This window comes from Myceligenerans indicum, assembly GCF_016742955.1.
Taxonomy (GTDB): domain Bacteria; phylum Actinomycetota; class Actinomycetes; order Actinomycetales; family Cellulomonadaceae; genus Myceligenerans; species Myceligenerans indicum.
This window is the reverse complement of sequence record NZ_JABBYC010000025.1, coordinates 20,414-40,973: the sequence shown is the minus strand read 5'-3', so window position 1 is coordinate 40,973 and position 20,560 is coordinate 20,414. Positions and strand designations below refer to the sequence as shown.

General features: G+C 73.0%; 13 protein-coding genes. 9 read left to right on the top strand and 4 right to left on the bottom strand.

From position 1 onward, the window contains the following. Positions 1-96: 96 nt before the first annotated feature. Positions 97-891, top strand: a complete 795-nt coding sequence (locus HGK34_RS13625; RefSeq protein WP_307815953.1) for a glycosyltransferase family 2 protein — start codon at positions 97-99, stop codon at positions 889-891. Between the two features lie 18 nt (positions 892-909). Here HGK34_RS13625 and serS read toward each other — a convergent pair whose 3' ends face one another. Beyond that, on the bottom strand, positions 910-2,184 hold the full coding sequence (gene serS / locus HGK34_RS13620) for a serine--tRNA ligase (protein ID WP_201848226.1): 1,275 nt from the start codon (positions 2,182-2,184) through the stop codon (positions 910-912). 73 nt (positions 2,185-2,257) lie between these two features. On the opposite strand from serS, the gene HGK34_RS13615 reads away from it, so the two are divergent. The 4 genes from HGK34_RS13615 to HGK34_RS13600 all read left to right on the top strand — a co-directional run bounded on the left by HGK34_RS13615 (position 2,258) and on the right by HGK34_RS13600 (position 7,408). Further along, positions 2,258-3,370 (top strand): diacylglycerol/lipid kinase family protein, encoded by a 1,113-nt coding sequence (locus HGK34_RS13615; RefSeq protein ID WP_201848223.1) that lies wholly within the window; start codon positions 2,258-2,260, stop codon positions 3,368-3,370. A 39-nt stretch (positions 3,371-3,409) separates the two neighbouring features. Continuing rightward, entirely contained in the window at positions 3,410-5,581 is a 2,172-nt protein-coding gene (locus HGK34_RS13610) for a hypothetical protein (RefSeq protein WP_201848221.1), read from the top strand. Continuing rightward, positions 5,578-6,429 (top strand): HAD family hydrolase, encoded by an 852-nt coding sequence (locus HGK34_RS13605; protein ID WP_201848219.1) that lies wholly within the window; start codon positions 5,578-5,580, stop codon positions 6,427-6,429. Before HGK34_RS13610 ends, HGK34_RS13605 begins: the two co-directional genes overlap by 4 nt. Positions 6,430-6,556: 127 nt before the next feature. Beyond that, a complete protein-coding gene (locus HGK34_RS13600; RefSeq protein ID WP_201848216.1) occupies positions 6,557-7,408 on the top strand; it encodes an HAD family hydrolase in 852 nt (283 codons plus the stop codon). A 12-nt stretch (positions 7,409-7,420) separates the two neighbouring features. Here HGK34_RS13600 and map read toward each other — a convergent pair whose 3' ends face one another. Then, positions 7,421-8,197, bottom strand: coding sequence for a type I methionyl aminopeptidase (gene map, locus HGK34_RS13595; RefSeq protein WP_201848214.1), 777 nt, complete (start codon positions 8,195-8,197; stop codon positions 7,421-7,423). Positions 8,198-8,508: 311 nt separating this feature from the next. On the opposite strand from map, the gene HGK34_RS13590 reads away from it, so the two are divergent. From HGK34_RS13590 to HGK34_RS13580, 3 genes are all read left to right on the top strand, one after another. Beyond that, the gene (locus HGK34_RS13590; RefSeq protein WP_201848209.1) at positions 8,509-9,894 is read left to right on the top strand and encodes an ABC transporter substrate-binding protein; all 1,386 of its coding nucleotides are present in this window, start codon (positions 8,509-8,511) and stop codon (positions 9,892-9,894) included. A 164-nt stretch (positions 9,895-10,058) separates the two neighbouring features. Further along, positions 10,059-11,045, top strand: a complete 987-nt coding sequence (locus HGK34_RS13585; RefSeq protein WP_244666718.1) for a carbohydrate ABC transporter permease — start codon at positions 10,059-10,061, stop codon at positions 11,043-11,045. After that, entirely contained in the window at positions 11,042-11,962 is a 921-nt protein-coding gene (locus HGK34_RS13580; RefSeq protein WP_201848207.1) for a carbohydrate ABC transporter permease, read from the top strand. The genes HGK34_RS13585 and HGK34_RS13580 overlap by 4 nt, the downstream gene beginning before the upstream one ends. Positions 11,963-12,061: 99 nt before the next feature. Here the strand turns inward: HGK34_RS13580 and HGK34_RS13575 are convergent, their stop codons facing one another. Continuing rightward, positions 12,062-12,604, bottom strand: a complete 543-nt coding sequence (locus HGK34_RS13575) for a methylated-DNA--[protein]-cysteine S-methyltransferase (protein ID WP_201848204.1) — start codon at positions 12,602-12,604, stop codon at positions 12,062-12,064. A gap of 70 nt (positions 12,605-12,674) precedes the next feature. Next, a complete protein-coding gene (locus HGK34_RS13570; RefSeq protein ID WP_201848202.1) occupies positions 12,675-14,291 on the bottom strand; it encodes an AlkA N-terminal domain-containing protein in 1,617 nt (538 codons plus the stop codon). Positions 14,292-14,509: 218 nt separating this feature from the next. On the opposite strand from HGK34_RS13570, the gene HGK34_RS13565 reads away from it, so the two are divergent. Then, positions 14,510-20,548, top strand: coding sequence for an SCO7613 C-terminal domain-containing membrane protein (locus tag HGK34_RS13565; protein ID WP_201848200.1), 6,039 nt, complete (start codon positions 14,510-14,512; stop codon positions 20,546-20,548). Positions 20,549-20,560 lie beyond the last annotated feature (12 nt).

Here is a 20,560-nt window from a genome sequence, read left to right as displayed (position 1 = left end):
CAACTCGTGGAGTAGGATCCCCAGGGTAAACCTTTGCATTCTGTTGTGCGGGGCTTGCCCCGAATCACGCAGACCAACGCTCTAGGCAGGACAGGTGTGAACGCTCTTCCGGTCGCGAAGACACGGCGTCCAGGCAGCACACGACAAGGGAAGAACGTCCAGCGGGTCGCCGTGATCATCCCCGCGAAGGACGAGGCAGAGCGCATCGCGTCTGCGGTGCGTTCGGCTCGCGCCATCCCCCACGTCGATCTCGTGCTCGTGGTGGACGACGGGTCCGAGGACGACACGTCGAACGTCGCCCGTGGTGCGGGCGCCGTCGTCGTGCGGCATTCGCACAACCGGGGCAAGTCTGCCGCGATGGAGACCGGAGCTGCCGTCGTCGCGATGCGCGACGCGGACGGCCGCCCGCCGCGCCTGCTGTTGTTCATCGACGGCGACCTGGGCGACACGGCCGTCAACACCGCCCCGCTCGTGCGGCCGGTTCTGGAGGGCGTGGCGGACGTCGCGATCGCCCTGTTGCCCAAGCAGCCGGGCGCCGGCGGGCGGGGGATCGTGGTGGGGACGGCCCGCAAGGCGATCCAGGCCATGACCGGGTGGAGCCCCAAGCAGCCGCTGTCGGGCATGCGCTGCATCACCCGCGAGGCGTTCGAGGCCGCCACGCCCCTGGCCAAGGGCTGGGGCGTGGAGACCGGCATGACCATCGACCTGCTCCGCAGGGGATACGTGGCCGTGGAGGTGCCGTGCGATCTGAGGCACCGCCCGTCCGCCAACGACCTCAAGGGCCAGATGCACCGCGCCGCCCAGTACCGGGACGTGCTCGTGGCGATCAACTTCCGCAAGGTGCGCGGCGCCATGGACTCCGTCCGCCACACCAACCAGGTGCGTCACTGACCGAGCCGCGGCTCCGTCTCAACCCTTGACGGGTTCGAGGACCTCCAGGCCGCCCAGGTAGGGGCGCAGCGCCGCGGGAACGTACACCGAACCGTCCTCCCGCTGGTGGTTCTCCAGGATCGCGACGATCCACCGCGTCGTGCCGAGCGTGCCGTTCAGGGTCGCCACCGTGCGCGTCGACCCGTCCTCGGTGCGTTCACGCACGCCCAGGCGGCGCGCCTGGAACGTCGTGCAGTTCGACGTCGACGTCAGCTCCAGGTACCGCTCCTGCGTGGGCAGCCACGCCTCGCAGTCGAACTTGCGGGCCGCGCTCGAACCCAGGTCGCCCGCCGCCGTGTCGATGACCCGGTAGGGCAGCTCGACCTTGGCCAGCATGTTCTCCTCCCAGGCCAGCAGCCGCTCGTGCTCGGCGGCGGCGTCCTCGGGGCGGCAGTAGCTGAACATCTCCACCTTGTGGAACTGGTGCACGCGGATGATGCCGCGCACGTCCTTGCCGTGCGACCCGGCCTCACGCCGGTAGCACGCGCTCCAGCCGGCGTACCGCAGCGGCCCGCCCGCGAGATCCACGATCTCGTCGGCGTGGTAGCCGGCGAGGGCCACCTCCGAGGTGCCGACCAGGTACAGGTCGTCCTTCTCGAGGCGATAGATCTCGTCGGCGTGCTTGCCGAGGAACCCGGTGCCGCGCATCGTCTCGGGCTTGACCAGCGTGGGCGTGATCACCGGCGTGAAGCCCTCGGCCACCGCCTGGTCCATCGCCATGTTGAGCAGCGCCAGCTCGAGCCGCGCACCGACACCGGTCAGGTAGTAGAACCGTGAGCCCGACACCTTCGCACCCCGCTGGGTGTCGATGGCGCCCAGGCCCTCGCCCAGGTCGAGGTGGTCGCGCGGGGTGAAGCCTTCGGCGCCGAAGTCCCGCGGCGTGCCCTCGGTGCGAAGCACGACGAAGTCGTCCTCGCCGCCGGCGGGCGCGCCCTGCGCGATGTTCGCGATCTCCCAGAGGATCTCGTCGAGACGCTCCTGCGCGGTGTTCGCGGTGGCCTGATGATCCTTGACCTGCCGGGCGAGCTCCTTCGTCCGGGCCAGCAGCTCCGCCTTCTCCTCGCCCGACGCCTTGGCGACCTGCTTGCCCAGTGCCTTCTGCTCGGCGCGCAGGGACTCGAACGCCGCCAGGGACGACCGCCGGGTGGCGTCGGCCTCCAGAGCCAGGTCGACCAGAGCGGGGTCGTCGCCGCGGGCCGTCTGGCTCGCGCGGACGACGTCGGGGTTCTCGCGCAGCTGCTTCAGATCGATCACGCGCCCCAGCCTACTGGCGCAGGGCACCAGGTCCCTGAGGGATCGTTCCGGTCGTTCTGGGGATAATCACCTCATGGAGTGGCAGCTGTGGCTCGGGGTCTCCGCGATCGTCATCGCCGTGACCGCCCTCGCGGTCGCGCTGAGGATCCACGGGCGCGTGACCGTGATGCGCCGTCGCCTCGGACCCGGCGCGGACTACGCGTCCGAGGAACAGGGACCGAGCCGGGTCGCCGTCGTGCTCAACCCGTCCAAGGCGGGCTCCGTCGGCCTGCGGAACCGCGTGCGGGCCGCCTGCCTGGAGCGCAGGCTGCCTCCGCCGGTCTTCTACGAGACCACGGTCGAGGATCCGGGACAGGGGCAGACCCGCCGAGCCGTCGAGGACGGGGCCGACGTCGTCGTCGCCGCGGGAGGGGACGGTACGGTCCGGGCGGTCGCGGAGGGGCTCGTCGGCGGTGACGTCGCCATGGGCGTGATTCCCGTGGGCACGGGCAACCTGCTGGCCCGCAACCTCGAGCTCCCGATCACGGATACGGAGCAGGCCATCGCCGTCGTCCTCGACGGGCGGACCCGGGCCATCGACGTCGGCTGGCTGCGCGTGGAGGAGTTCGCGTCCGACGACGCCCCGGACTACCCGGGAGAACCCCCGCACGACACCGGCACCGAACACATCTTCCTCGTCATCGCCGGGCTCGGGTTCGACGCCGCGATGGTGGCCGGCGCCGACCCGGTGCTGAAGAAGAAGGTCGGCTGGATGGCGTACTTCGTCGCGGGGCTCCCGCACCTGCGGGCGCGGCGCCTACGGGCGCAGATATGGCTCGACGACGGGCCGCCCGCAGAGGCACGCCTGCGCAGCCTCATGATCGGCAACTGCGGGATGCTGCCCGGCGGCATCACGCTGCTGCCGGACGCCGTCCTGGACGACGGCGTGCTCGACGTCGCCGCCGTCGACGCGCGCGGTGGTGTGCTCGGCTGGGCCCAGCTGACCGTCGAGGTCGCGATGCAGGGCCTCGGGGTCCGGTCCGACCTGCCGGAGAAGCTGGGCCGGATCGACCACGCGACCTGCCGCCGAGCGCGCGTCCGGGTGAGCGGAGGCGACGAGGTGCAGGTGGACGGCGACCCGCTCGGCCGGGCGGTCGAGATCTCGTCACGCGTCGATCCCGCGGCGCTGCAGGTGCGGGCACCGTGAGCTGCGGCACCGTGAGCTGCGGCGTCGTAGGCTGACGCGGTGAGGCGACGATCGGCCGCGGCAGCGACGATGCTCCTGGTGCTGGCCGTGATCCTGGTGGTACCCGGCCTCGCCGGGTTCGGTGCGGCCGGTGGCAGCGCGCCAGGCGCCGGGGTCGGGGAACGGGCGGTCCCGGACGGTCCGGTCGTCCTCGTCGGCACGACGGGCGTCCGCTGGGACGGCCTGACGGCGGCTCCCTTTCTGGCCGGGCTGCTCGAGGAGGGCGGACCGGACGGCCGCGCCGCGGCCGACGCCGCCGGGCTCGCGCTCACCACCGGCGCCGCGGCTCGCTGCCCCGTAGGCGGCTGGCTGGCGCTGTCCGCGGGCGGGCTCGCCGAGTCCGCGGCGTCCCCCGGTGCGGAGTGCCGGGATCCCGCCGTCGTTCCCGGGCACGGCACGGGCCAGGAGGCGGCGGTCGCCGGCTGGACCGGATGGCAGGCGTTGCAGCGCGACTCCGCCTACGGCGCGCGCCTCGGACGGCTCGGCGAGGCACTCGGGGGCGTGTGCTCGACGGCCGTCGGCGCGGGAGCGGCCGTTGCCCTGGCCCGCGCGGACGGCTCGGTCGGGCGGTACCGCGACGACGTCGGGCCCGGGGCGTTCGACTGTCCCGTCACCGTGGTCGATGCAGGCAGCGCGCTCCTCACCCGGGCCGAGGCCGAGGGGCCCGACGCCGCCGGACTGCGCGAGGAGCGGCTCACGGACGTCGACGACAGGATCCGACGGGTGCTGGAGAACGTTCCGCGGGACGCGACGGTCGTGCTCGCGGATCTGGCCAACCAGCGCGGACGGCCTCCGGAACTCGGGGTCGGCATGGTGCTCCGGCCCGCCGCCGCGGACGCGCCGCCACCGCGGTACCTCACGTCCTCGGCGACCCGCACCACGGCGGTGGCACGTGCGGCGGACCTGCCCGCGACGCTGCTGGCCGCGGCGGGCGCCGCGGGGGCCGCGGGGGCCGGCGGCATCGAGGACACGCCACTCGTCCTCGGTGGGGACCGTCCCGAGACCGGTCCGGGGACCATCGACGCGCTGGCCGACCTCACGGACCGCGACCTTGCGCGCCGCGCCGCGTACGCGGCGCTGGTGGGCGGCGGGTTCTGGGTGGTGCTGGCGGTCGCCGGCCTGTGCTGGTGGGCCGGCGCACGCGGGCGGGCGACGCGCCGGGCGCGGACGGTCGCGGCCGGGGCCGCACTGTTCCTGGGGGCCCTGCCCGTGGCCGGCTTCCTGGCCTCTCTCACCGGATGGTGGCGCTTCGCCCTGCCGGGCGTCGCGCTGGGCGCGGCCGTCACCGTCGTCGCGGGCCTGGTCGCGGGCCTCGCCGCACTCGCCCCGGCGCGGCCGACGTGGGCGCGGCCGGGAGCCCTGGCGGGCGTCACGTTCGCCGTGCTCACCGTGGACGGACTGGCCGCCACGGTGCTCAACCGGGCAGCACCGCTGGGTGCCGTGCCCACCTATGGTGCGCGCTTCTACGGCTTCGGGAACCCGACGTTCTGCGTGTACGCGGTGGCCGCGGTCGTGTTCGCGGCCGCCGTCGCGCAGTGGCTCGGGTCCCGCGGGCGCAACGGCCTCGCCGCCGTGGTCGTGGCGGGCGTCGGACTGGTCACGGTCGTCGTTGACGTCCTGCCGGCGTTCGGTGCCGACCTCGGTGGAGGACCGGCGCTCGTGCCGGCCTTCGCGGTGCTCGGGATCGCCGCCTACGGCGGCAGGCTCCGGGCTCGCAGGGTCGTCGCGGTCACCGCGGCCGGCGCGCTGCTCGTCGCGGCGGTCGGCGTCGCCGACTGGCTGCGGCCGTCCGCGCAACGATCCCACCTGGGCCGGTTCGTCGCCGACGTCGTCGACGGCGGCGCGTGGTCCCTGCTGGCCCGCAAGGCCGCGTACGCCGCGCGGTCCGTGCTCGCCGGCCCACCCGTGTGGGTGACCGTGCTCGTCCTGCTGGCCGTGGCGCTCGTCGTCCTGATACCCGGGCCGGGACGGAGGCTGGAACCCGCGTGGGCGGTGGCGGCCCGCGAGGCCTGGCCCCTGCTGCGGCCGGCGGTGGCGGCCATCTGGGTGATCGCGGTGATCGGATCGCTGACCAACGACTTCGGGCTCCGCATCGGCATGATCTGTCTGCTCGTCGCCGTCCCCCTCGTGACACTCGCCGCGCTCGGCGCGTCCCGTACAGTTCAGGCGTGACTACTCCGGATCGTGAAGCGGCCGCACGGACGTCGCCGGACGATGCGGGCCCTTGGCTCGTCGCCCTGGACATCGACGGAACGCTCGTCACCTACGACGAGGAACTCCGGGACGCGACGCGCGACGCGGTGGCCGCCGTCCGTGCCGCGGGCCACCATGTCGTGCTGGCCTCGGGGCGCTCGCTGATCGCGATGACTCCCCTGGCCGCCGAGCTGAAGATCGACGACGGCTGGATCGTCGCCTCCAACGGCGCCGTCGTCGCCCGGCTGGACCCGGGCGCCCCGGAGGGATACGAGCTCGAGCACGTCGCGACGTTCGACCCGGGCCCGGCGCTGCGGCTGCTGCGCGAGGAGCTGCCCGACGCCAGGTACGCGGTGGAGGACGTCGGCATCGGCTTCCGGCTGACCGAGCACTTCCCCGACGGCGAGCTGCAGGGCCAGCACGAGATCGTGGACTTCGAGGAGCTGTGGTCGGCGGACGTCACCCGCGTCGTGGTCCGCGCGCCGGGGAGCTCGAGCGAGGACTTCCACCGCATGGCCGAGGCCGTGGGCCTGGAGGACGTGACGTACGCGGTGGGCTGGTCGGCATGGATGGACATCGCGCCGATGGGTGTCACCAAGGCGTCCGGCCTGGAGCGCGTGCGTGAGGAGCTCGGTGTGTCGCCACGGCGCACGATGGCGGTGGGGGACGGCGCGAACGACATCGACATGCTGCGCTGGGCGGCGCGGGGAGTGGCGATGGGGCACTCCTCGGAGCAGGTCCGCGACGCGGCCGACGAGGTGACGGGCGGCATCGACGATGAAGGTGTAGTAAGGGTTCTGAGGGAATTGTTGGACACGCGTCCGTGACGTGAACGGTATTCCCGTTTTCGTCTGAATCACGAATGCGGCTATGTGCAGCCGCATCAATCCGGTACCTTGTGACCAGTCTCACCGGAGGGTGAGATTTTTCGCGGCGACGCCGGAGGTAGGCGGCATGCAACTGGAGCCACTGTCCGCTACGCGGACCACCCGGACCGTGACCGCGCGTGCCGTCGGCGGAACCCTGGGAGAGCCGGCCCTCGTCGCCCTCGACATCGACGGAACCATCGCGACCTCCGGCACGCTCGAGATCACCGAACCCGTGCGCGAGGCCGTGGCGCGCGTGCGGGCGGCCGGGAACCACGTCGTGCTCGCCTCCGGCCGGTCGCTCGTCGGTATCCTCCCGATCGCCGACCAGCTCGGGATCCAGACGGGCTGGGTGGTGGCGTCCAACGGCGCCGTCACCGCGCGGCTCACCCTCGGTGTCACCGGCGGTTACACGCTGGAGGACGTGCGGACGTTCGACCCGGAGCCGGTGCTGCAGCGTGCGCTGGCATTGGCGCCCGAGGTCAACCTGGCCGTCGAGGAGATCGGCTGGGGGTACCGCGTCCTCGACCGGTTCGCCGAGGGGACCGTCAACGGGCAGCAAGAGGTGGTGCCGCTCGCCGACCTGTGGTCGGTGCCCGTGACACGTGCGATCGTCAAGGGCCCCGATGTCGCGGAGAAGCTGCTCGAACCGCTGCGCTCCCTCGAGGCCACGGCCGTGCCCGCGGGCGACCACTGGATCGACGTCACGCCCACCAGTCTCAGCAAGGCGACCTCGCTGGAGATCATCCGCCGTGCCCTGCGCGTCGCGGAGCATCGCACCATCGCGGTCGGCGACGGCGTGAACGACCTCGAGATGATGGCGTGGGCATCGCGCGGCGTGGCGATGGGGCACTCCTCGGACACGGTCAAGGCCGGGGCGGACGAGGTCACCGGCACCCTCGACGACGACGGTCTGGTGCCGGTGCTGCTGTCCGTGTGAGTCCGACCGCCGTCAGCGTGCGGTCAGGACGACCGGGCCGTCCTTGGTGATGGCGATGGTGTGCTCGCTGTGGGCGCCACGGGAGCCGTCCGCCGAGCGGAGGGTCCAGCCGTCGGGGTCGGTCCAGATCTCGTCGGTGGTCTCCAGGAACCACGGCTCGATCGCGATGACGAGGCCGGGCTTCAGCGGGAATCCGCGCCCCGCGCGCCCGTCGTTCGGCACGTGCGGGTCACCGTGCATGGTCCGGCCCACGCCGTGGCCACCGAAGTCGGTGTTGATCGAGTAGCCGGCGTCGTGGCCCACCTTGGCGATGGCCGCCGAGATGTCGCCCACCTTGTTGCCCACGGTCGCGACGGCGATGCCTGCCTCCAGGGCGGCCTCGGTGGTGCGGATGAGCTTGGCGTCCGCCTCCGCCCTGCCCGGCGCGGGGCTCCCCACCACGAAGGAGCGTGCCGAGTCCGCCACCCAGCCGTCGACCGCCGCCGCGAAGTCGATCGACAGCAGGTCGCCGTCACGCAGCACGTAGTCGTACGGGAGGCCGTGGAGCACGGCGTCGTTCACGGACGTGCAGATCACCTTGCCGAACGGCATCGCGCCGAACGACGGGTGGTAGTCGATGTAGCACGACTCGGCGCCGCGGTCGCGAATCAGCTTGTGCGCGATCTCGTCGAGCTCGAGCAGGTTCACGCCCGGCTTCGCCGCGGCCCCGACCGTGGTGAGCACCTCGGCCACGAAGCGCCCGGCGGGCCGCATCTCGTCGATCTCGCGGGGGGTCCTCAGCTCGATCATGTCCGTCCTTCTGTGGCCGCGGGGAGTGTTGGCAAGGGGCGCATCCATGGAGGCGGAACGCGCGGGCACAAGCCTACGTCGCCCGGCACGGCGAGGGACACCGAGCCGCCGTCGGCGTCCGTGCCTATGCTCGGGACGAGGAGTCCCCGGGGATGCCGAAGCGATCGCAACGGTTTCGTAATCTTGCAACAACGTTGAAATGGTTGCGCTCGGAGGTGAACCGGGGTTCCGTTGACCTCAGGTCTCCTTGACCATGGTTCAAGGTGTACCTGCACGTCAGAATCGTTTACCACATGGCAGTGGAGGAACCGATGAGGATCCAGAAGTTCGGCGGCCGACGCAGGGCCATCGCCCTGGCCGGCGTCGCAAGCACCGCGCTCGTGCTCGGCGCCTGTGCCGACACAAATGACGGATCCGGAGGCGACGGCGGCAACGCCGAGGCGTTCGAGATCGACTGCTCCGCGTACGACGAGTTCGGCGACCTCGACGGTACGACGGTCAACCTGTACACGACGATCGTCGAGCCCGAGTCGGAGTCCCAGCAGGCGTCCTACAAGCCGTTCGAGGACTGCACCGGTGTCACGGTCGCCTACGAGGGCTCCCGCGAGATGGAGGCACAGCTTCCCGTCCGCGTCCAGGCCGGCAACCCGCCGGACATCGCGATCCTCCCCCAGCCGGGACTCCTGAACACGCTCGTCACCGAGTACGACGCCGTCCTTCCGGCGCCCTCGCAGGTCGAGGCGAACGTGGACGAGTTCTGGTCGGAGGACTGGAAGGCCTACGGCACCGTCGACGGCACGTTCTACGCCGCACCGCTCGGCTCCAACGTCAAGTCGTTCGTCTGGTACTCCCCGAGCATGTTCGCCGACGCGGGCTACGAGATCCCCCAGACCTGGGACGACCTGCTCGCGCTCACGGCGACCATCGCCGAGGGCAACGAGGGTGCCGCCCGGCCGTGGTGCGCGGGCGTGGAGTCCGGCGACGCGACCGGCTGGCCGGCCACGGACTGGATCGAGGACGCGGTGCTGCGCAGCGCCGGCCCCGATGTCTACGACCAGTGGTACACCCACGAGATCCCGTTCAACGACCCGCAGATCATCGACGCGTTCGACATGGTCGACGAGATCCTGCGGAACCCGGACTACGTGAACGGCGGCCTCGGTGGCGTGGACTCCATCGCCACGGCCTCGTGGACGGACGCCGGCTACCCGATCCTCACCGGTGACTGCTGGATGCACCGCGCCGCGAACTTCTACGCGACGCAGTGGCCGGAGGGCACCGAGGTGGGCCCGGACGGTGACGTCTACGCGTTCTACCTGCCGGCCCTGAGCACCGACGAGAAGCCGACCCTGGTGGCCGGCGAGTTCATCGCGGCGTTCACGGACCGTCCTGAGGTGCAGGCGTTCCAGACGTACCTGTCCAGCTCCGACTGGGCCAACGCCAAGGCCGTGGCCACGCCGAACGGTGGCTGGGTCAGCGCGAACAACGGCCTCGACCTGGACAACCTCGCGAGCGACTTCGACAAGCTGTCGGGTGAGATCCTCGCCGACCCGGCAACGATCGCGCGCTTCGACGGGTCGGACCTGATGCCCGCCGCGGTGGGCACCGACTCGTTCTGGTCGGGCATGACCGAGTGGTTCGCCAGCGGCGAGTCCACCCAGAAGGTCGTGGACGGCATCGAGAAGTCCTGGCCCTAGGACTGATCACCCATGAAGGTCGTGCGGGCGGGGCTTTCCCGCCCGCACGGCTTCCCGTTCCGGCCCGGCGGTGACGCAGCCCAGTGAGCGTCCACGCCGGGCCGTGCGAGTAGATCAGGGTCCCCGACGACGCGGACCGCACCCCACAAGTCAGGAGAATTCCCTTGGACTGGCTACTGCACGCCGGCGACGACCCGGTGCACAAGCTGCTTCTCATGGTGTTCGCGATCGGGCTGTTCGTGGCCCTGATGGCGGTCATCCTCTTCGTCGTCGACCGCCCGCGGAACCCGTCGCGCTGGTTCGTCGGCTTCGGCTTCACCGGCATCGCCCTGCTGTTGCTGCTGGCAGGGCTCGTGTACCCGGCGGTGCGCACCATCTGGACGTCGTTCCTGTTCCGCAACTCCGGCGACTTCGTCGGCCTCGACAACTACGTGCGAGCGTTCACCGAGCCCAAGTTCCTCATCGTGCTGGGGAACACGGCCCTGTGGGTTCTCGTGGCACCGATCGTGGCCACCTTCCTCGGCCTCGTGTACGCCTACCTCGTGGACCGCAGCCGGTTCGAGAAGTTCGCCAAGGGCCTGGTGTTCCTGCCGATGGCGATCTCCATGGTGGGCGCCTCGATCATCTGGAAGTTCGTCTACGAGTTCAAGCCTCAGGGCGTCGACCAGACGGGTCTGCTCAACCAGTTCATGGTGTGGATCGGTGGTGAGCCGCAGCAGTGGCTGCTGCACCGGCCGCTGAACACCTTCCTGATCATGGTCGTCTTCGTCTGGATCCAGACCGGCTTCGCGATGACCTTGCTGTCGGCGTCGATCAAGGCGATCCCGACCGACATCGTGGAGGCCGCACGGCTGGACGGTCTCAGCGGGTTCGGCATGTTCTGGCGCATCACGATCCCGAGCATCCGCCCGGCGCTCGTCGTCGTTCTCACCACCATCGCCATGACCACGCTCAAGACCTTCGACATCGTGCGGACGATGACCGCAGGGCAGTTCGACACGTCGATCGTGGCCCTCGAGTTCTACGACCAGGGCTTCCGGCAGAACGACGCGGGGATGGCCGCGGCGCTCGCCGTCCTGCTCTTCGTCATCGTCGTCCCGGTGGTCGTCTACAACGTCCGCCAGCAGCGCAAGGTGGAGGAGATCCGATGACTTCAGCGGCACCGACGACAGAATCCGTCCGGCCGACGTCGGGTCTCGGCAACCGCGCGCGCAAGGCGCGCAAGGCCCTCAGCAACCCGTGGGCCAGCACGCTCGCGGTCGTGATCGCCGTGATCTGGACCGTCCCGACGGTCGGTCTTCTCGTCACGTCGTTCCGTCCCGAGCTGGACATCCGCACGAGCGGCTGGTGGACCGTCTTCGGCTCCGCGCTCCAGGGCGAGGGCGTGTTCTCGCTGCAGAACTACGAGACCGCGCTGTTCGGCAGCTCGACCAACATGATCGACTTCTTCGTCAACTCGTTCGTGGTCACGCTGCCTGCGGTGTTCATCCCGATCACCATCGCGCTGCTGGCCGCCTACGGGTTCGCGTGGATCGACTTCAAGGGGCGCGACGTCCTGTTCATCGCGGTCTTCGCGCTGCAGATCGTGCCGATCCAGATCACGCTGGTGCCGCTGCTGTCGGCCTACGTGAGCCTGGGCATCAACGGCACGTTCTGGACCATCTGGCTGTCGCACTCGATCTTCGCCCTCCCGCTGGCGATCTTCCTGCTGCACAACTTCATGAAGGAGGTGCCCCGGTCGCTCGTCGAGGCGGCGCGTGTCGACGGGGCCGGGCACGTGAAGATCTTCTTCACGGTGATGATGCCGCTGCTCACCCCGGCGATCGCGGCGTTCGGCATCTTCCAGTTCCTGTGGGTGTGGAACGACCTGCTGGTCGCCCTGGTCATGGGTGATCTGCGGACCTTCCCGCTCACGGTGCGCATCGCCGAGCTGGCCGGTTCCCGCGGCGGTGACTGGCACGTGCTGTCGGCCGGTGCGTTCATCTCCATGGTGGTGCCGGTGATCGTCTTCCTCGCGTTGCAGCGCTACTTCGTGCGCGGCATGCTCGCGGGGGCGGTCAAGGGCTGACCACCTTTCTGGCAGCGGCGCCCGCCGGGTCCTCCCCGGCGGGCGCCGCTGTGCGGGCGCCCCTGTGCGGGCGCCCGCCCAAGATGGGGGCATGCCAGGTCAGAGGGTGAACGCGGAGGCCTCGCGACGGAGTAGGCGCTCCTTGGTCTCCAGGCCGTAGCGGAAGCCCCCCAGCGTTCCGTCGGTGCGCAGCACGCGGTGACACGGCACGAACAGTGCCGCCGCGTTCAGCGCGCAGGCGCCGGCCGCGGCCCGCACCGCCGCCGGCCGCCCGGTCCGCTCCGCGTACTGCGCGTAGGTGAGCCGCTCACCGGGAGCCACGTCGCGCAGCACCTCCCAGGCGTGCGTGCGGTACTCGCCGCTCGCCTGCCGTACCGGGACGCGCGCGGGGGCGTGGTGGTCGCCGTCGTAGTAGGCCACGACCGCCTCGACCGCGTCGTCGAGCACGGTCGCCGACGACGGCGGTCGCGGGTCGGCGTCGGACGGGCGCAGGGAGCGATGGATCAGCGCGACGAGGGAGGCGGCGTCGTCCGTCCACCCGGAGGCGAGGACGGCGGCGCCGCCCCCGTCCGGGCTCGGCGGAGCCTCGGACCCGATGATCGTGAACGGCCCGTCCGGGGTGTCGATGGTGATGACGTGCATGGTGGGTTCCTCGTGGGTCGGGAAGCGGGATCGTGGGGCGGGCCTGCCGGTCCGCCGAGCGGAACGGCCGTCAGGCGGCACGCCAGAGGTGCATCGCGGCGTACGAACGCCAGGGAGCCCAGGCCGAGCCACGATCGGCGAGCTCCCGGAACTGTCGTGATCGCGGTGCCTCACCGTCCAGCAGCCCGAGCGAGCGGGCGCCCGCCAGGAGCGCGACGTCACCGTCCATGAGGACGTCCGGGTCGCCGAGCACCCGCAGCGCGACATAGCCGGCCGTCCAGGGGCCGATCCCGGGCCGTGCCACCAGCTTCCGGCGGAGTTCCTCGGCGTCGTCGCCGACGGTGACGGCCAGGTCACCCGTGGCCAGGGCCTGCGCGGCCGACTCGACGGCGCCGACGTTGCGCGCGGGGAGCCGCAGGTGATCGCGTGCGCCGCCAGCCACCTGCTCCGGCGTGGGGAAGAGGCGCGAGAGGCCCGCGATGCCCGACACGTACGGCGTCGCGACGGCGTCGGTGAGCCGGGACAGGTGCGTGCGCGCGGCCGCCACGCTGATCTGCTGCCCGACCATCGCCCGCACCAGCAGTTCGCCGGTGTCCACCGCTCCGGGCACGCGGATCCCGGGAACGGCGGCGACGCTGGTGGTCAGGCCCGGGTCGCCGGCCAGGGCGCGGTCGACGGCGACCGGGTCGGCGTCCAGATCGAGCAGCCGCCGGATCCGGGACACGGCGACGGGCACGTCGGCGAGGTGGGTCACCTCGAGAGTGACGCCGACGGTTGCCGGCGCGTCGGTCGCCCGACCGCCGGTGTCGTGGCAACGCACCTCGAACGCACCGGGGCCGTGCGGGAGCGAGAGGGTCCGGGCGTACCGGAGCTCCGGCCCGGTGAGGTCCGCGGACTCCACGCCGGCGATCGCGCGGACGGCCAGGAACTCGAGCACGCCGCGGGCGTCGAACGGCAGCCGGACGGGCAGGCTGAGGCGCAGCACCTGCCGCCGGCCCGGGTGTTCGTCCGGCCGTCCGCCCGGAGGGGCGCCCGCGGGGCCGGGGACCGCACCGTTCCCGGGGCCGCGCCCGCGTGCTCGCGCCCGGATCTGGGAGGGAGTGGTCGCGAAGATGTCCGTGATCGTGTCGTTGAACTGCCGGATCGAGCCGAATCCCGCCGCGAAGGCGACGTCGGCGAGCTTGAGGTCCGTACCCGTCAGGAGAGAGCGTGCGGTCTGGGCGCGTTGCGCACGCGCCAGTGCCAGCGGGCCCGCCCCCAGCTCGGCGACCAGCAGCCGGTTGATCTGCCGCACGGAATACCCGAGCCGGACGGCCAGGCCGTCCACACCGTCGCGGTCGACGACACCGTCCGCGATCAGTCGCATGGCTCGCCCCGCCAGGTCCCGGCGCAGGTTCCACTCCGGTGTGCCGGGGGTGGCCTCGGGCAGGCAGCGCTTGCACGCCCGGAACCCGGCGTCGTGCGCGGCGGCACTGGTCAGGTAGAACGTCACGTTGACCGGCTTCGGTGTGCGCGCGGGGCACGACGGGCGGCAGTAGATGCCCGTGGTGCGGACCGCCGTGAAGAACTGCCCGTCGAAGCGCGCGTCGCGCGCCGCGATCGCGCGGTAGCGCTCCGCGAAGAGCGAGCCGCCGGGCTCGTCCGGCGGGGCCGGCACGGCCGGGGAAACGTGTACGACGTCGGTCATGTGCCCATCGTGCGCCGCCCTGACGGGGTACGGCTAGCGGGAATCGGACGGGGCGGTGGGCCGGCATCGCCGGCCGCCCGCCATCGTCGTGGTGGTCGGGTGAGGGCGAGCGGATTCCGTGACGCGGCGGCCCCGCTCCTGAGGAGACCCTGGGAAGATTCGGGGCACAGCATCATAAATCTCCTTTGCCTGACAGAGGTTTCCGCCACCCTGACCGCATGACCGAGACCCGGCGGCTGTGGCCCGACATCGCGCGTTGGCTCGAGAACACGCAGCGGTGTCCCGACTGCGGGACACGCCTCGACAGTCCCTGGTGCGGCACCTGCGGCCTCGACCTGAGCGTCGAGCGCGCTCACGAGGTGCGGCGGCTGTCGCTCGAGGCCTCGACACTCCTGCGGAGGCGCGGCGAGCTGATCGCGCAGATGCGCGAGGCCCAGGCGGCCCGAACCGGGTCCGGCGACGCGCGCGCTCCCCGGAGCGACGACGCGCGGAAGACCGGGGCGGACGAAGCCGGCAGCACCCACGTTCCCGCGGGCCTCCGCGCCGTCGCGAAGGTCGCCGGCCGGGACCGCCCCGCGGCCGCGGGCGGCCGCCTGCCGCAACCGACCCCGCCCGCGCAACCGGCCCGGCCCGCGCAACCGGCCCGGCCTGCGGGCAGGGCGCGGCCCGCACCAGGTCAACCGTCGGCCGTGACGGAAGCCCGCAGGCGCGCCACCGTGGGCGGCAACGTGTCGCTGCAACCCATCCTCGCGGGAGCGGGCGCGACCCTGCTCGCCGTCGCGGCGGTGGTGTTCGTCTTCTTCACCTTCGGCGACAACCTGGCTCTGCGCGCCGTCGTGACCGGGATCGTGACCCTCGCGGCCGCGACCGTCGCAAGCCTCCTCCGGCGCGGCGGCCTGCGCATCACGGGCGAGGCCGTGGCAGCCCTCGCGGCCGTCCTGTGCTGGGTGGACGTCGAGCTGGCGATGCAGTCGGGTCTGCTCGGCGGCCTGGAACCCGCTCTGGCGCGGGCCGTCGTCCTGGCGGTGCTGGCCCCCGGGTTCGCCGTCGTCGGACACCGGCTGCGCGTACGGACCTGGGTGTCGGCGGGCCTGGCCGCCGCCCTGCTGGTGGCTCCGTCGGCGGCCGCGGGGCTGCCGGGCGCGGGATGGTCGGCCTGGTGGTGGGTCGCGGCGTTCGTGGCCGTCGGCTTCACCGCGCGGGCGGAGCTGTGGCTCGCCCCGATGCTCGCCGCGCGGCTCGACAGGCGGCTGGGCGTCGAGCGGCGGGTCCTCCGGATCGTGCGGGCGGCGGCCTTCCCGATCGCACTCGCCGCCTCGCTCACCACGACCGGAGCCTTCCCGCTCGGCCGGACGGGTGCTACGGCGGTGCTGTGGTCCGCCGTCGTCGCGGTGGCACTCGCGGGCGGGTACCTGCTGCGGGTCCGTGCCTGGGTGTCGGCGGCCGTGCTGGCGGCACCGGCCGTGCCGGTGCTTGCCGTCGCGGCCGTCCCCGGGGCGTCGTGGGCGGCACCGGCCCCCGCGTCGTGGTGGACCTTCGCGCTCCTGCTGACGGGATTCCTCGCGGAGGCGCTGATGCGCGCCCTGCCGGTGCTCACGCGGCGGCTCGGCGGGCAGCCGGGAGCCCGGTTCGCCCTCGAGTCACGGTGCCTGGGCGTGGTGCGTGCCGCCGGTGTCCCGGCCGCACTCCTCGCGTCGCTCACCGCGTCCGTCACGGGGCAGGGATGGGGCGTGGCAGCGCTCCTGTGGTCCGTGACCGTCGTCCTGGCATCGCTGGGGGCGGTCCTGCTCCGGGTCCGTTCATGGGCCTCCGCGGCCCTGCCCGCGGCCCCGGTCCTCCCGGCTCTGGCCGCCACCGCCCTGCCCTCCTCGGAGTGGACGGCATGGTGGTGGACGTGCGCCTGGGCGCTGACGGCCCTCGTCGCCCTGGCGGCCCAGCGAGCGCTGTCCCCGATGGCAGGACGCCTCGGCGACCGGCTCGGCAGGCCGTTCACCTCCGAGGCCGACCTGCTGCGGGTCCTGCGTGGTCTGGGCTTCCCGCTGGCATTCGTGGCCTCCTGCTTCGCGGTCGAGGTGCCGCCGTTGAACGGCTGGGGAGCGACGACCGTGCTCTGGTCGGCGGTCGTTGCGGTCGCCCTCGCCGGCGGGTACGTGCTGCGGGCCCGTTCGTGGACGTCTGCGGGTGTGCTCGGGGCTCCGGCCGTGCCGCTCCTGGCCGTGGCGGGAACGGGCCTCACCCCGTGGTCGGCCTGGTGGTGGGTGTGCGGGTGCGTGCTGACGGCGTTCGTGGCGCTCGCCGCGATGCGCGGGCTGCCGGCGATCGGCCGACGCCTCGGCGAGCGCCTCGGGCAGCCGTTCACGGTGGAGGCCGGCGTGCTGCGGGTGGTCCGCGGCCTGGGCTTCCCGCTGGGCCTCCTGGCCTCCTGTCTCGCGGTCGAGGTGCCGGTGCTCTCGACGGCGGGCGCGACCACGGTGCTGTGGGTCGCGGTGACCGCCGTCGCGCTCGTCGCCGGGACGTCGCTCCGGGTGCGTTCCTGGATCACCACCGGCCTGATCGCGGCCCTGCCCGTGCCGATCCTCGCCGACGTGGCGTTCCTGGCCGGTGCGCCCGCCGAGTCCTGGCGCTGGGCCGGCGAGTTCCTCCTGGTGGCGCTCCTGGCGTGGGCGGGGCGCCGCGCCGTCGGACCGCTGGCCAGGCGTCTCGGGGCGCCGGACGCCTCCGAGACGTTCCGCGGGGAGCTGGCTCTCCTCACGCTGGTGGAGGGCGCCGGCATCCCTCTCGCGCTGGTGGCCGCGACCGTGCTGCCGTTCGGCGAGGCGTCCGGCCTGGCGTCCGAGGGCCTGCTCGGCGACAACTTCCCGGCAGGGACAGCGGCGCTGTGGCTCGCGGTCGTCCTGTTCGGCGCTCTCGCCGGGCACGGCCTGCGCGTGCGGTCCTGGATCTCGGCGGCCGTGCTCGCCGCGCCGTTGCTGCCCCTGTGGACGGCCTGGGCGGTGGCGGCCGAGACCGGGGGGCGCTGGCTCCTGCCGGTCGCCCTCCTGGTGGCAGCGGTCATGACGCTGCTGCCCCGCGTGGCCGACGTCGCGGCCGGGCCACGGCTCGGGACGCGGTTCCCGACCGAGCGGAGATTCCTCGACGTCGTCGCCGCGATCGCGGTCGTGGCCGGCCTGGCCTGGTCCGTCGATGTCGAGCAGCCCGAGTACCTCCCCGGGATGGGCGGAAGCGCTGTGCTCGTCGCGCTGGCGGCCGTGACCGTGGCGGTGTTGCGGCGCTTCACGCACCATCGCCCGTGGCTGTTCGCCGGTGGAGCCCTCGTGGTCGTGTCAGGTGCGCTCTTCGGCATGGTCCCCGGGGACGCGGTCGTGGGCTGGGCGCCGTTCGGCGCGGCCTGTGCCTGGACCGTGCTGGCCATGCTGACCGCACCGCGAGTCCTGGGGAAGGCCGTGCCCGGATCGTCGCGTCGCGGCATCGCGCCGCGCAGCCGTGACGACCTGCTCCGCAGCGGCTGGGTCGCCGCGGGGGTCTCCGCCGTGTCGGCGCTGATCTTCGTCCTCGGGCGTGCGGCGGACGTGTGGGCGGCCGCCGCCCGGTCTCCGCGCGCGGACTGGTCGCTTCCCCCGGACGCCGTCGCGGGTCCGGTGTTCGGCGGCTCCGCCCCCGACGGCAGCCTGGCGTTCCCCGCCTGGGCGAGCCTGGGAGTCGCCGCCCTCGCGGCGGTCACGCTCCTCGCGGCGCGGCTGGCCCCGCGAGGGGGGACCTGGCGCCCCGAGCAGGCCTTCGCTCCGTTTCTGGCCCTGATCGCCGTGATCGGTCTCGTCCTGCACCCTGCGGTGCCCGCGGTGGCTTCGATCGGCCTGCTCACGCTGCTCGGGGCCGCCCTCGTCGCTGTGACGGCGGACCGGGCGTCCGCGTGGCCCCTCCTCGGCCCTCTCGTGGGCGTGCTCCACGGGGCCGTCCGACGGCTGGTGCGCGGCGCGCGCGGGCTGCGCGTGATCGGCGGGCACCCCGTGACCGCCGTCGAGCACCGGCAGGCCCGACTCGCGGCACTCACCGGCGCCGTGGCCGTGATCGTCCTGCTCGGCGCGTACTCGTGGCTCTCCCGGCCGACGGCGGCCGCCGGTGCCCTCGTCGTCTGCGCCCTCGTCGCGTCCCTCCGCGGCACGTACCCCGGGCGGGCCCACCCCTGGCTGGTCGGCATCGCGTACGTGTACCCGCTGCTGGTGTTCGGCGTCGTGCTCGCGTGGCTCGACCTGTCGCTCGTCGCCTCCCTCTGCTCGGTCTCGGCCGCCGCCTCGCTCGTGGCGATGGCTGTGACGCTCGGCAGCCGCACCTCACGGAACGAGTGGTACGTGGTGCTCGGGGTGACGGCCACACCGTTCCTCGCGGGCGTGGTCACGGTCGTGTTCGAGCGCACCTGGTGGTCGGCGGGCGCCGCGGCGACGATGCTCGCGCTCGAACTGGTGCTGCTCCTCACCACCCGGGCGGGCCTGCCCGTGACGGTGCGCGGCGCCGCCGCGTTCCTGCTGCTCCCGACGGCCTCGGTGATGCTCACCAGTGCCGGAGCGATGATCCTCGAGGTGTCCGGTTCCCCGTACGTCCTGCCTACCGCCGCGACCTTCGCGGCCGCCGTCGCCGGTGGAGCGGCCCGGGTCGGCGAGCGTATCGGCGTGCGGGTCCCCGACGGGAACACCACCCTCGCCGGCACGATCCGCAGGATGCTGGAACGCTCGGCACTGCTCACGGCGGCGATCACGATCTTCCTCGCCTACGCGCGCCCGGCCGCCGGGCCCGGCATCGCCGTCGCCGTCCTGCTCGTCCTGGCGGCCGGCGCCTACCTCGTGGCACGGGAGCCCGACCGCAGGCGGGTGACACCGCTGGTCGGAGCGCTGCTCCTCGCGGCCCTGTGGACGGCGCTCGCGTCGAACGGCGTGCGTCTGGTCGAGGCCTACACGTTCCCTCCGGCCGTCGGCGCCGTGGTGGTCGGGGTCCTGGTGGCCCGCCGGCTCACCCGGGCCGGCGGGGCGCAGGTCTCGCCGGAGGTTCGTGCGGTGAGGAACGCGTGGGCGCTCGCCGGAGCGGGGGGCGGGCTCGCCGTCGTGCCCACCTTCATCGTGTACCTGGCCGGGGCCGGCGCCGGGGACTGGCGCGCCTTCGCGCTCGTGGGGGCCGGCTACGCGGCGCTCGGCGTGGCGCTCCTCACCGGGCGCCGCGTCTGGGCGCGGACCGCGCGGCCGGGACTGGCCGCGATGGCGGCGCTCACGGCTCTCGCCGGCGTGATCGAGTCGTGGCGGGTGGCGCCGATGCCGGCCGTCTGGCCGGGGGACCGCGGGGTCCGCGGGCTTCCGGACGTCACCGGTGCGGCGTCGGACACGGCCGGCCGGGTCGCCGAGCCTCTCCCCGGCATCCCGGTCGCGACCGACCCGGCCTTCGTCGTCGGACTGGCCTGGGCGGCTGCCGCCGTCGCCGCGCTGGTGCTGAGCGTGCTGGTGGCACGTACCGTGGCCCCTCCCGTGCTCGCCGGCGTGCTGCGGCGGCACGGGCTGACGCCCGCCCTCGTGCTGGGCACCGCGTGCGTCCTGGCGCACATGGAGCCGGCATGGGGTGCGGTGATCACGCTGCTCGCGCTGGAGCTGACCCTCGGGGCATTCCTGGTGCTGGGTGTGCGGAGGCTGGCCGCGGGCGGTTCGACGGGCGTCGCGCCGTGGCTGGTCTGGGTGTGCGCCGCGCTCGTGGCGATCGGTGCCTGGACGCCGCGCGAACTGCGGGTGGAGGTGTTCTCGGCGCCGCTCGGGGCCGCGCTCGTCGTCGCCGGCTGGATGGCGTTGCGCGGCCGGCTCCGGTCCGGCGGACCGGTGGTCCGCGCCATGGCGCCGGGTGCGGTCTCGACCTGGCCGGTGGGCTTCGCCGGGTCGTGGCAGACCCTCGCGCCGGGTGTGCTCGCGCTGGTGGGGCCGTCGGTGCTGTCCACGGCCACGGACCCGCTCACCGTTCGTGCCTGTGGCGTGGTGTTCGCGGCGCTCATGGCGGTGCTGGCGGGTTCACGGCTGCGCCTCTCGGCCCCGTTCTGGCTTGGAGTGGTCACCCTGGGGGTGGAGGTGCTGGTGGTGTTCGCCAAGCTCGGTGTGGGCGTGTCGCCGCTGCCCTGGATCCTCACGCTCGTCCCGGCGGCGATCGTGCTGCTGATCATCGCGACCCTGGACGAGCGCCGCACGGCCGCGTCCGGCGGTACGGCCGCCTATCTGCGCGACCTGCGCTGATCGGCCTGCACC

What these genes read in the sequence shown, in the direction of transcription:
- HGK34_RS13615 (WP_201848223.1), top strand. Translation starts at nt 2,258, where the DNA reads ATGGAGTGGCAGCTGTGGCTCGGGGTCTCCGCGATCGTCATCGCCGTG.
- HGK34_RS13600 (WP_201848216.1), top strand. Translation starts at nt 6,557, where the DNA reads ATGCAACTGGAGCCACTGTCCGCTACGCGGACCACCCGGACCGTGACC.
- map (WP_201848214.1), bottom strand. Translation starts at nt 8,197, where the DNA reads ATGATCGAGCTGAGGACCCCCCGCGAGATCGACGAGATGCGGCCCGCC.
- HGK34_RS13590 (WP_201848209.1), top strand. Translation starts at nt 8,509, where the DNA reads ATGAGGATCCAGAAGTTCGGCGGCCGACGCAGGGCCATCGCCCTGGCC.
- HGK34_RS13580 (WP_201848207.1), top strand. Translation starts at nt 11,042, where the DNA reads ATGACTTCAGCGGCACCGACGACAGAATCCGTCCGGCCGACGTCGGGT.
- HGK34_RS13575 (WP_201848204.1), bottom strand. Translation starts at nt 12,604, where the DNA reads ATGCACGTCATCACCATCGACACCCCGGACGGGCCGTTCACGATCATC.
- HGK34_RS13570 (WP_201848202.1), bottom strand. Translation starts at nt 14,291, where the DNA reads ATGACCGACGTCGTACACGTTTCCCCGGCCGTGCCGGCCCCGCCGGAC.
- HGK34_RS13565 (WP_201848200.1), top strand. Translation starts at nt 14,510, where the DNA reads ATGACCGAGACCCGGCGGCTGTGGCCCGACATCGCGCGTTGGCTCGAG.